The following is a 12,427-nucleotide window of genomic DNA, read 5'->3' as shown; positions in this document are numbered from 1 at the left end:
TTTGCGGTGTCGGGGGGCATGACTATGTGAGATTTAATCACTAACCGGGCAGAGCCATGTCAGCACCGCTTGTCGTCTCTATTCCCCACCGCCTCGGCCGCGAGGAGGCGGTGCGTCGTCTCAAGACCGGGCTCGGCCGTGCTGCCGCCAGCGTTCCCGTGATGCAGGTCGAGGAGGAGCGCTGGAACGGCGACAGCATGAATTTCCGCATCCGCGCGCTCGGGCAAATCGCGACGGGGCAGGTCGATGTCGCCGACGACCATGTCAAGGTGCAGGTGGTGCTGCCCTGGCTATTGCAGCGCTTTGCGGAGATGGCTCAGGCCACGATCCGCAAGCGCGGCCAGCTGCTGTTGGGCAAAGACGCGAAAAGCTAGCAATCAAGCGCGGGTGCGCTGTCGCACCGGCTTCGCCGCATCCGCGGGGCGCGCCGGGATGACCGAAGCTGGAAAACCGCGAAGCGCCTGCGCGAGCGGCAGATCGTTGCCTACAAATCCCGGCACGCTATAGCCTGTGACGTCGATGGTGGCGTCGAGCCCCTCGAACGCCGGCCATTCGCGTCCTGCTTGCGTGAAAGGTGCGAAGTGGCGCCCGATAGCGACGATCGCAGCAGTGCGGCCGTGGCGGCGGGCAAAGGCCACGACATGGTCGGCATGTGCGCCCCGCACCTGAAGCGGCTGGTAGTCGCCTCGCGCGAAAACGTCGGGCAGCTCATTGCGTAGCTTGAGCAGGTGCCGCGTCCAGGCCAGCTTGAGCTGGCCGTCCGGCCAGCTCTTGATCAGATGATTCCAATCCGGATTGTCCAGCGTGCCCAGCGCCGCGTGTCGCGCGGAAAAATCCACCGGGCGCCGGTTGTCGGGATCGACCAGCGAGAGGTCCCAGAATTCGGTGCCTTGGTAAAAGTCGGGCACGCCCGGCAGTGTCGCCTTCAGCGTGACCTGGCTCAGCCCGTTCAGCGCGCCGAGCAGCGCAACGCGGCGAGCCAGGGTTTTCAGTGCCTCCAGGAACTCGCCTGATTGCGCGGGATCGAGGATCTTCGCGATGAAGCTCTGGACGCCGTTCTCATAGGCCTCGTGCGGGTTGAGCCAGCTGGTCTCCTCCTTGCCCTCGCGTGCGGCCTTGAGCGCATAGGCCTGGATACGCGCGACGAAGCCGGCATCGGCCGTCTCTCCAAGCGGCCAGGCGCCGAGCAGCGTCTGGTAGAGCATGTATTCGAACGTGGCCGACGGAGCGCGCAGATTGCCGTCGAGCGCGAGGTGCGGTGCGTTCAGGACTTTCCAACGCGCCACGGCGCTGGTCCATTCGCCGGGAATTTCACTTAAGGCCGCGATCCGTGCCCGGGCGTCCTCGCCGCGCTTGGTGTCATGCGTGGCGGTCGCCGTCATCCCTTGCGGCCATTCCCTGGCGCGGGTCTGCATGATCTCGTGAAAAGCGGGAATGGTGAGGCCCTTGCTCGCGGGATCGCCACCGACTTCGTTCAGGGCGAGCAGCCGGTGGAATTGATAGAAAGCGGTGTCCTCCAGCGACTTCGCCATCATCGGCCCGGTGAATTGCTGCACCTTCAGCGCAAACCGACGCACGCGCGGGGCGCTGTGCGGGGGACGGCCAGGCTTGAGCAAATCCATGGTGAGCGCGTCGCGCAGGAAGTCGAAAATGCCTTCGTCCGCGGCGAACCATTCCCGGCGAGCGTGCTCGATGGTGTCGTCGATCAGCTTACGATCGTTTGCGGTCGGCGCGCTTGTCGTCAGGTAGGTACGGTACACCGGGAAATGCAGCACGTAGAGCTCGAGCGCCTGCCGCAGGCTGTCGGCGGAAAAGTCGCGGGTCGAGTAGTGCCCGTTGGCGATGCGCGCAAGCAGGCGGGTCAGAACCGTGAATTCGCTGGTCAGCAGCGTCTCCAGCACGCGCCGTTTGGCGTCCTTGACATAAGGCGCGAGCCGCGGCGGGCGGTTGCTGATCTGCCGCCAGGTCTCGTCCAGCGCCTCCAGCCCCTTGGCGTCGACCAGAACGTGAGTGATGGCGTTCATCCACTCATAGCCGGTGGTGCCCTGGACGCCGGCGAAATGCGGCAGGCGCTCGTGCTCGCACAGGATTTTCTCGATCACCGTATAGAACGGCTTTGTGGCGCCCTGCGCGTCGCGCACCAGCCGGCGCAGCCGCTGGCAATATTGCGCGGGATCACGCAGGCCGTCGATATGATCGAGCCGGATGCCTTGCAGTTTACCGTCGGCAATGAGTTGCTTCACCAGCCGGTGCGTGGCGGCGAACGTACCGGGATCCTCGACGCGCATGCCGGCGAGCCCGTTGACGTCGAAGAAGCGGCGATAGTTGATGTCGCTGGAGGCAAGCCGCCAGTGCCCGAGCTTGTAGTGCTGGCGCTCCAGCAAATGATGCAGCGCCAGCGTCTGCGCGGGGCGGTCCTTGGCGGCGCGATAGGCGCCGAGGCCGCGCGCGATGATATCGGCGCTGCCTGCGATCTCCCTAAGCTCCGCCTTGAAGCCGGGCGCTTCCTTGCGGTTGGGGCGGCGCAGTCCCGTGTAGCGGGTCGCGAGCGACAGCAGGCGCTTGCCGGCCTCGGTCTCGGCGGCGTCGGCTTCCTTCACGATCATCCGCAGCATCTCGCCATAGCGCTCCGGCGCGATCGGCAGGCGGTGCTCGAAATACCAGGCGGAAAAGCTGCCTTCGTTGGCATCGTAGCGCAGCTCGATGTCGCCGCTCTCGAGCGCTTCGCCATAGGACGCGCCGAGGATCGGCAGCAACACGCCGCCACGGGCGCGGAAGGCCAGTTGATCCCAGTCGATATCGAAGGAGACGGCGTGCGGCGAGGCTTGGCCCCATTCCAGCACGTCCAGCCACCAGGGATTGTCGGCGAAGTGGACGCCGACATGGTTCGGTACGAAATCGATGATGAGGCCGAGGTCGTTCTGCGTCAGCGCCTCGCTCAGCCGGGCGAAGCCGGCCTCGCCGCCGAGCTCCGGATTGAACTGGCTGTGATCGACGGTGTCATAGCCGTGCGTCGAGCCCTTGCGGGCCTTCATCACCGGCGAGGTGTAGAGATGCGTGATTCCCAGCGCCTTCAGGTAGGGCACGACCGCGGCGGCCTTGTCGAAGTCGAAATCCGCGGTGAGCTGAAGCCGGTACGTTGCGAGAGGAACGGCTGAAGCCATGTCAAACTCCGAGGCGCCAGACCACCGACCAGGGCGCAAACCGGTCGCCGGTCGGGCCGCCCCAGATCAGGGTGCCCACACCGCCGGAATATGCGGCGTCCTTGTCGGAGAGATTGGCGACGAGGCGCAACGTCGCGCCATCTCCCATGTGCCAATGTGCGGTGAGCAGGCCGCTATCGGCCACGGCGGCATCACCGAAGCGCGCAGCTTTCAGTCGTGGCGCGATCTCCTTGTGGCGGAGAGCGAGCAGCTCCCGCACCAGCGCGAGACGTGCATCCTGCTCCGGCGTGTGGCCGGTCCAGTCGAGCACGGCCGATTGCAGCGTTGCCGGATCGAGCGGGTCGGGCACCTCGTCCCCGTACTTCTCGTAGGCCCAGGCGTATTCCTGCCTGCGCCCCTTGCGGACGGCGTCAGCCAGGCCGCCCTGGAAGTCGCAGAAGAACGGGAAGGGCACGGTGGAGCCCCACTCCTCGCCCTGAAACAGCATCGGCACCATCGGCGCGAGCAGGGTCACCGCGAGTGCTGCTTCGATCTGCTTGGGCGATGCGAGGCTTTCGAGCCGGTCGCCGAGCGGCCGGTTGCCGATCTGGTCGTGGTTTTGCAGGAAGTTGACGAAGGTTGCCGGCGGCAGCTCGTCGCTTTTCTCGCCGCGCGGCTTCTTGCCCCAGAATTCCGAGATCTCGCCCTGATAGACGAAGCCGGAGGCGAGCGCGCGTGCGAGATCGAGCCGCGGCGTTTGATAGTCCGCATAGTAGCCGGCGAGCTCGCCCGTCAGCATCACGTGCCAGACGTGGTGGTAGTCGTCGTTCCACTGGGCGCGAAACTTGCTGTTCGGGGGCTCCTGCGCGGCATCGAGCAGGCTCGCGCGATTGTCGCCGTTCTCCAGCACGAGATGGATGTGCCGCCCCGTCGCCTTGGCAAGCTCGCCCGCGGCGACGCTGAGGTCCTGCAGCATCGATTGCTCGCCGGGGATCGCCATGATGTGATTGGCGGCATCAAGCCTCAGGCCGTCGAAGCGATAGTCGCTGAGCCACGACAGCGCGTTCTCGACGGCAAAAGCGCGAACCTGCGGCACGCGATAATCGATCGCACTGCCCCACGGCGTGTGCGCGTCGGTGAAGAAGGTCGGCGCGTAGCGGCCGAGGTAATTTCCCTCGGGCCCGAAATGATTATAGACGACGTCGAGGAACACCATCAGCCCGCGCAGATGTGCTTCGTCGATCAGCGTCTTCAATTCATCGGGATGACCATAGGTGCTGTCGGGCGCGTACCACAATACACCATCATAACCCCAGCCGCGACGACCGGCGAAGTCGGCCAGCGGCATCAGCTCGATCGCGGTGATGCCGGTGGCGACGAGATGATCGAGCTTGTCGATCATGGCGCGATAGGTGCCTTCCGCGGTGAAGGTGCCGACATGCGTCTCGATCAGCACCGTCTCTTCCCAGGGACGGCCGCGCCAATCGGATGCGCGCCAGGCAAAGGCGTCGTGATCGATCACCTCGCTCGGGCCGAACACGTCGTCGGGCTGGAATGCAGACGCCGGATCGGGCACGTCGATCTCGTCGTCGATCCTGAATTTGTAGTTGCTGCCGACGGGCAGATTGGCAATCTCGGCGACATACCAGCCATCCTGCCGGCGCTGCATCGCGTGTCGTCTGTCGAGCAGGAGATCGACGCGGCGCGCGGCAGGCGCCCACAGCCGGAACGACACGCCGTCCTTCGTCGGCCTCGCCCCGAAGGATGGCCTCATAGCGCCCCCGCGAAAGCGAGCACGGAGCGCGGCGGCGCCTTGCTGTCGCTCCCGGGCTGGAAGTCGACCGTGTTCAGCTTGGCGTCGGTCGTGTTCAGGATTTGCTGCCAACTCTTGTATTCGGTCATTTTTGGCAATTTGAATGCGATCTCTTCGGGGGCTGCGTTGAGTACGATAAAGATCGCGGCGCTGCCGGGTTCCATCGGCCCCATCACATAGGAGAGGAACCGCCCTTCCGGGAATTTCCAGTCGCTTTCCGTCATTTCGTCGCCGGCCGGCGTCAGCCACAGCGCGCCGTAGGAGATGCCGTCCTTGGGGCGGCCGTCGAGCCAGCGATGGCTGCGAAGCTGCGAGAACCGGCGGCGGATTTCGGCGAGCTCGGCGACGAAATCGACCATGTCGTCGCCGTCCTTGCCGAGATTGTCCCAGCCGACCCAGCCAACCTCGTTGTCCTGGCAATAGGCGTTGTTGTTGCCTGATTGCGAATTCCCGACCTCGTCGCCGGCGAGGATCAGCGGAATGCCCTGCGCCAGCATGAGGCAGGCCAGCACGTTCTTGCGAAGCTGCCGGCGCAAGCTGACGATTTGGGGATCGTCGGTCGGACCCTCGACACCGCAATTGTTGCTGTGGTTGTCGTTGGAGCCGTCGCGATTGTCTTCGCCATTGGCCTCGTTGTGCTTCTCGTTGTAGCTGAAGAGATCGGCCAGGGTGAAACCGTCATGCACGGTGATGTGGTTGACGCTGGCGCGCGGCCGCCGTCCGTCGTGGTTGAACAGGTCGGAGGACGCCGTCATGCGGCTGGAGATGTCGCCGATCAGGCTGCCTTCGCCGCTCCAGTAGCGGCGCATGGCGCTGCGGTACCGGTCGTTCCACTCCGACCATTGCGAGGGAAATGCACCGACCTGATAGCCGCCGAGGCCGAGGTCCCAGGGTTCGGCGACGAGCTTGACGCTCGCCAGCACCGGGTCCTGGCGGATCGCGGTCAGGAACGAACTGCCGCGATCATAACCGTTCGGCCCGCGCGCCAGCGTGGTGGCGAGGTCGAAACGGAAGCCGTCGACATGGCAGACCTCGACCCAGTAGCGCAGGGAATCCATCACCATCTGCAGCACGCGCGGATGGGTGAGGTTCACCGACGAGCCGCAGCCGGTGAAGTCGTCGTAATAGCGCGGGTTCTCGCGGTTGAGCCAGTAATAGGAGGCGTTGTCGATGCCGCGGTAGCACAGCGTCGGGCCGAGGTGATTGCCCTCGGCGGTGTGGTTGTAGACGACGTCGAGCATCACCTCGATGCCGGCATCGTGCAGGCGTGCGACCGTGGTGCGGAAGGAATCGAGGGCGTTGTCCTGGGCGTAGCGCTGCTCGGGCGCGAAGAAGGACAAGGTGTTGTAGCCCCAGTAATTGGCGAGCTTCTTTTCCACCAGGATGCGGTCATCGACAAAGCTATGCACCGGCAGAAGCTCCACGGTGGTGACGCCGAGCTTCTTCAGGTGCTCGATCATCGCCGGCGAGGACAGGCCGCCATAGGTGCCGCGCAAATTCGGCGGCACGTCGTCGCGCTTCTGTGTCAGTCCCTTGACGTGGGCCTCGTAGATGATGGTGTCTTCCCAGGGAATGTTGGGCCGGATCTCGCGACGGCCCCAGTTGAAGGTCTCGTCGACGACGACGGCCTTCGGCATGCCGCGCGCGTTGTCGCGCCGGTCGAACGACAGGTCCTCGCGTGGACTTCCGGTGCGATAGGCGAAATGCGCGTCACTCCAGACCAGCCGCCCGGAAAGCCGCTTGGCATAGGGGTCGAGCAGCAGCTTGTTGGCGTTGAAGCGGTGGCCGTGCTCCGGTTCGTAGGGGCCATGCACGCGGTAGCCGTAGAGCTGGCCGGGCGAGACGTCGTTGAGATAGCCGTGCCAGACATCCTCGGTGCGCTCCGGCAGCTCGACGCGCTCGAGTTCGCGGCGGCCCTGCATGTCGAACAGGCACAGCTCGACCTTCTGCGCGTTGGCGGAGAACAGCGCGAAATTGGTGCCGCGTCCGTCCCAGCTTGCGCCGAGGCGTGCGGGCGATCCAGCAGTCAGGCGCATCGTTCAGCTTTCCGGAACGAGGAAGATCGCAGCGAGCGGCGGAATGGTGAGGCGGAGCTCGCCATTGATGGCGTGGACTTCGCCGATGTTGCCGACATTGCTGCCGCCGTAATGGGCGGAGTCGGAGTTGAAGACTTCCTTCCACTTGCCACTGAGGGGCGCGCGAACGCGGTAGTTGCGATAGACGTTGGGTGAGAAGTTGACGATCACCATGCACCGCGCGTGCTCGTCAAATCCCTTGCGCAGCCATGCGAACACGTTGCGGTTGGCGTCGTCGGTGATCAGCCATTCGAACCCGGCCTGCTCGCAGTCCATCTGGTGCAGCGCGGGTACCGCGCGATAGAGCCGGTTGAGATCACGGATCAGCGCCTGGATGCCTGAATGGGGCTTGTATTCGAGCAAGTGCCAGTCGAGTGACTGGTCGTGATTCCATTCGCGGCTTTGCGCGATCTCGGCGCCCATGAACAGCAGCTTCTTGCCCGGATGGCCGAACATGAAGCTGTAATAGGCGCGCAAATTCGCGAAGCGCTGCCATTCGTCGCCGGGCATGCGCCCGAGGATCGAGCGCTTGCCGTGCACGACCTCGTCATGCGACAGCGGCAGGACGAAGTTCTCCGAGAAGGCGTAGTGCAGGCCGAACAGGATGTCGCCGTGATGATGCTTGCGGTGGATCGGGTCCTTGCTGATGTAGTTCAGCGTGTCGTGCATCCAGCCCATGTTCCACTTGTAGCCGAAGCCGAGCCCGCCGAATTCGACCGGACGCGAGACCTGCGGCCAGGCGGTGGACTCTTCGGCGGCCGTGGTCGCTTGCGGGAAACGCGCGAACAGCTCGGTGTTGAAGCGGCGCAGGAACGCGATTGCCTCGATGTTCTCCCGGCCGCCATGCTGGTTCGGAATCCAGGCGCCGGGCGGACGGCTGTAGTCGAGGTAGAGCATGGACGCGACGGCGTCGACGCGCAGTCCGTCGATTGCGTAGCGCTCGAGCCAGAACAGCGCGTTCGAGACCAGGAAGTTCGTCACTTCGGTGCGGCCGTAATTGTAGATCAGCGTGCCCCAATCGAGATGGCGGCCCTGGAGCGGATTGGCGTGCTCGTACAGCGCCGTGCCGTCGAAGCTGCCGAGCCCGTGCGGATCGTCCGGGAAGTGGCCGGGCACCCAGTCGAGCAGCACGCCCACGCCCTCGCGGTGGCAGGCGTCGACCAGCGCGGCAAAGTCCTCCGGCGTGCCGAAGCGGCTGGTCGGCGCATACAGCCCGGTCGGCTGATAGCCCCACGAACCGTCGAAAGGATGCTCGCTCACCGGGAGGAATTCGAGATGGGTGAAGCCCATGTCGCGGGCGTAGGCCGGCAGCTGCTCGGCCAGCTCGCGATAGGTCAGCCATTCATTGCCGTTCTTGCGCCGCCATGAGCCGAGATGGACCTCGTAGATCGACATCGGCGCGGACAACGCGTTGATGCCGTCGGGCGCCGGTCGCGGCCGGGGCAGATGCGCTTCGTCGAACACGATGGAAGCGGTCTTCGGCCGCACCTCGCTTGCAAAGGCCGTCGGATCGGACTTCAGCGGAAGCAGATGGCCATGCGGTCCGATGATTTCGAACTTGTAGTGGTCGCCGGCCTTGGCGTGCGGGATGAACAATTCCCAATAACCCGCGCCGCGCACCCGCATCGGATGGCGCCGTCCGTCCCAGAAGTTGAAGTCGCCGACCACGGAGACACGTCGGGCGTTGGGCGCCAGCACCACGAAGCCGATGCCATCGATACCTTCGAGCCGCATCGGATGCGCGCCGAGCTTGTCGTAAAGGCGCTGGTGGGTGCCTTCGCCGAGCAGATAGAGATCGAAATCGGTCAGGATCGGCGGAAAGCGATAGGTGTCCTCGAATTCGATGACGCTGTCGCCGAATTTCGCGCGGAGCTGGTAGTGCTTCGCGCCGTTCGGCAGAGCGCCGATGAACAGGCCGGCATCATGGACACGATCGAGCTTCGCCACCTCGCCGTGCTCGCCCACCGCTTCGACGTTCGAGGCATCGGGAAGAAATGCGCGCACCACGCTCTTGTCACCCTCGGGATGCAGCCCGAGATAGTGGAAGGGATCGGAGTGGCGACCCTCGATGATCGCATAGGCCTCGGCAGGGAGTTTAGGCATGGGCTTCGCTCTCGATACTGGACAGAATGCGAAGCAGTCCGGACAGCGGCGCATGGAGCCCCTCAGGCCGGTGGGACAGCTCGTACTCTACTTCCTCGAACGCTTGATCAAGCAGGAAAAACCTTAACAGGCCTGCCGCGGATTGCGGATCTTCCGGCCACAGCCGCCGATCGGTCATGGCTTCGCGGTAGGCGGTGAGGAACGTGGCGGTGGTGCGCTCGCGCCATTCGTCGAGCGCAGCCGTGAGACGGCCCTGTTCGTCGGAGGCACCCGTGAGCGCGCGGTGGAGCGCCGCGTTAACCGAAAGATCAATCGAGCGGATCAGGCCAGCAACGTCGCGCGACGCAGGCAGCTTGCGCCGCTTGCCGGCCAGCGGTAAATGCGGATCTCCGTCGAAGTCGATGATGAAGATATCGTCCTTCACGATCAGAGTTTGCCCGAGGCGGAAGTCGCCATGATGACGGATGTTCAACCCGCCGGGCTCGGAAGGTAATAGCGCGTTGAGCCGGCCCGACAGGGACGCGCGCTCCGCGACGAGCTGATTGATCAGCGGTCGGTCCACCTCCCGCAGGCCGTCGGTGCCGGCGGCCAGCCGCTCGAAAACCCGCTCGGCCCGTGCCTTGAGCTCGGATGACCAGCGCTTGATTTGTGCGGAGCCAATCGGCTCCGGCGCGAGATCGCCTGGCTTTGCGGCGGCCAGAGCCACATGCAGCTCGGCGAGCCGCCGGCCGATCTGCGCGATGAAGTGCAGATAAGGCGCTTGCTCCTGGGTCTCGCGGGGCATCTCGCCCGGTGGCAGCACCCGCTGCTCGTCGATATAGCGGTCGAGATAGCCCGCGGTGACGCCCCAGCCGTCGCCCTGGTTCTCGACATAGGCGTGCAGCACGCCGACTGCGCTGCGGCGGTCGTCTTCGACCAGCTCGACGCTGCCGAGCAGTGCCGGCGTATTGGCAAAGCGGGCGATTTCGGTGAGGTAGGAGCCGATCTCGATCTCGGGATTGATGCCGGTTTCGAGCTGGCGATAGATCTTGGCGACATACTGGTTGTCGACCAGCGCCGTGCTGTTCGACTGCTCGATCGCGCGGATGCGTTCGGGCTCCTTGATGGTGTACTCGGCAAACCGGCTGGTCGCCTTGAACTCCAGCCGCAGATTGTTTTCTTCCACCACCAGGTTCTGCGACAGGTTGCGCAGGAACAGGCCAATGAAGATCTGCTCGGTTGCCACATCCAGCAGCGTGCCTTCGCGGGCACCCTGGCGCACGGCGGCGAGCGCCCTGGGATTGAAGCGTTCGCGGTCGAAGCGCACCCATTCGATCTGCATCGGCAGCACGTAGCGCGTGGTGACGTCGCCCTGCGCCGCCTCGAAGAACGCGATCCAGGGCCTGTTGTCGCCGATGTCGCAGAACGGCACCGCCGAGGTCAGCGTCGGCTTGATCTGCTTGGGATTGTGCTCCGGATACCAGCGCGTGCGCGACAGGAATCCCGGCAGCACCTCGTGCTCGAACACGCCGCGCTCGCGCGCCAGCGACACCCAGGTCGAGTTCACCGGCACCACCAGCGTCTCGAATTCCGGCACCGCGCGCGGCGTCACCGGCTCGGACTTGTCGCGCTCGGTGAGCTGGAACCAGTAGAAGCCATAGGGCCCCAGCGTGACCATGTAGGGCAGTTCGCCGATCGCCGGAAAACGCGTGCGGCCGAGCATCTCCTGCGGGATGCGGTCCTTCCAGGGCGACAGATCGAGCTCGGTCGCCTGGGCCGCGCGCGACAGATTGGCGACGCAGAGGATCACCTCGTCGCGGTACTGCCGGACATAGGCCAGCACGGCGCGGTTGGCCGGGCGGATGAAGGTCATGGTGCCGCGGCCGAAGGCGAGCGTCGATTTGCGCACCGAGATCAGGCGCTTGGTTGCGCTGAGCAGCGACGACAGGCTGCGCGACTGCGCCTCCACGTTCACCGATTCGTAGCCGTAGACGGGATCCATGATCAGCGGCGCATAGAGGCGGGCCGGGTCGCAGCGCGAGAAGCCGCCGTTGCGGTCCGGGCTCCACTGCATCGGCGTGCGCACGCCGTTGCGATCGCCGAGATAGATGTTGTCGCCCATCCCGATCTCGTCGCCGTAATAGATGATCGGCGTTCCCGGGAAGGACAGCAGCAGCGAGTTCATCAGCTCGATCTTGCGCCGGTCATTGTCCATCAGCGGCGCGAGGCGCCGGCGGATGCCGACATTGATGCGAGCGCGCGGGTCGTTGGCGTAGGTGGTCCACAGATAATCGCGCTCGACATCGGTCACCATCTCCAGCGTCAGTTCGTCATGGTTGCGCAGGAACAGCGCCCATTGGCAGCTCGCAGGAATGTCCGGCGTCTGGCGCAGGATGTCGGTGATCGGGAAACGGTCCTCCTGCGCGATCGCCATGTAGATGCGCGGCATCAGCGGGAAGTGGTAGGCCATGTGGCACTCGTCGCCGCGGCCGAAATATTCCTGCACGTCCTCCGGCCATTGATTGGCCTCGGCCAGCAGCAGCTTGCCCTTGGAGTAGGAATCCAGCTCGTGGCGCAGCCGCTTGATGATGGCATGCGTCTCCGGGAGGTTCTCGTTCGAGGTGCCCTCGCGTTCGCAGAGATAGGGAATGGCATCCAGGCGGAAGCCGTCGACGCCGGCGTCCAGCCAGCGCTTCATCACCTGGATCAGGGCGCTGACGACCCGCGGATTGTCGAAATTGAGATCCGGCTGGTGCGAGAAGAAGCGGTGCCAGTAAAACGCGCCGGCCTCGTGATCCCAGGTCCAGTTCGACTTCTCGGTGTCGGTGAAGATGATGCGGGTGCCCTGGTATTTCTGGTCGGTGTCGCTCCAGACATACCAGTTGCGGGCGCTCGAGCCCGGAGGGCTGCGGCGCGCGCGCTTGAACCAATTGTGCTGGTCCGAGGTGTGGTTGACGACGAGCTCGGTGATGACGCGCAAGCCCCGCTTCTGCGCTTCCTGGATGAAGCGCTTGAAATCCTTCATCGTTCCGAAATCGGGATTGACCGCGCCGTAATCGGCGATGTCGTAGCCGTCGTCACGGCCGGGCGAAGGATAGAACGGCAGCAGCCACAGCGCGGTGACGCCGAGCTCCTGGAGATAAGGCAGCTTCTCTGTCAGCCCTGCGAAATCGCCGATGCCGTCCTGATTGCTATCGGCAAACGCCTTGACGTGGAGCTGATAGATGATGGCGTCCTTGTACCAGAGTTCATCCACGATCTCGGCAGCCTCGGCTTTCTTGGTGTCGACGGAAGACAATACGTTCATGGCGTGC

General features: G+C 64.7%; 6 protein-coding genes. 1 reads left to right on the top strand and 5 read right to left on the bottom strand.

Annotated features, from left to right (window positions below; translation table 11 throughout):
• Positions 1-56 precede the first annotated feature (56 nt).
• Positions 57-374 carry a polyhydroxyalkanoic acid system family protein gene (locus AC0L21_RS20230; RefSeq protein WP_473263585.1) on the top strand — a complete coding sequence of 106 codons (318 nt, stop codon included), beginning with the start codon at positions 57-59 and terminating at the stop codon, positions 372-374.
• A 3-nt stretch (positions 375-377) separates the two neighbouring features.
• Here the strand turns inward: AC0L21_RS20230 and treY are convergent, their stop codons facing one another.
• Genes treY through treS form a run of 5 tightly spaced genes read right to left on the bottom strand, consistent with a single transcriptional unit; the run spans position 378 to position 12,420 of the window.
• On the bottom strand, positions 378-3,164 hold the full coding sequence (treY, locus tag AC0L21_RS20225; protein ID WP_473263584.1) for a malto-oligosyltrehalose synthase: 2,787 nt from the start codon (positions 3,162-3,164) through the stop codon (positions 378-380).
• Position 3,165: 1 nt separating this feature from the next.
• Positions 3,166-4,917 carry a malto-oligosyltrehalose trehalohydrolase gene (gene treZ / locus AC0L21_RS20220; protein WP_473263583.1) on the bottom strand — a complete coding sequence of 584 codons (1,752 nt, stop codon included), beginning with the start codon at positions 4,915-4,917 and terminating at the stop codon, positions 3,166-3,168.
• A complete protein-coding gene (gene glgX / locus AC0L21_RS20215) occupies positions 4,914-6,992 on the bottom strand; it encodes a glycogen debranching protein GlgX (RefSeq protein WP_473263582.1) in 2,079 nt (692 codons plus the stop codon). Before glgX ends, treZ begins: the two co-directional genes overlap by 4 nt.
• 3 nt (positions 6,993-6,995) lie before the next feature.
• Positions 6,996-9,134, bottom strand: coding sequence for a 1,4-alpha-glucan branching protein GlgB (gene glgB / locus AC0L21_RS20210; protein ID WP_473263581.1), 2,139 nt, complete (start codon positions 9,132-9,134; stop codon positions 6,996-6,998).
• Positions 9,127-12,420, bottom strand: coding sequence for a maltose alpha-D-glucosyltransferase (gene treS, locus AC0L21_RS20205; RefSeq protein WP_473263580.1), 3,294 nt, complete (start codon positions 12,418-12,420; stop codon positions 9,127-9,129). The genes glgB and treS overlap by 8 nt, the downstream gene beginning before the upstream one ends.
• Positions 12,421-12,427 lie beyond the last annotated feature (7 nt).

This window comes from Bradyrhizobium sp. WSM4873, from assembly GCF_055811355.1.
Note: the sequence above shows the minus strand (reverse complement) of the source record. Positions and strands in the feature narration are given on the sequence as shown.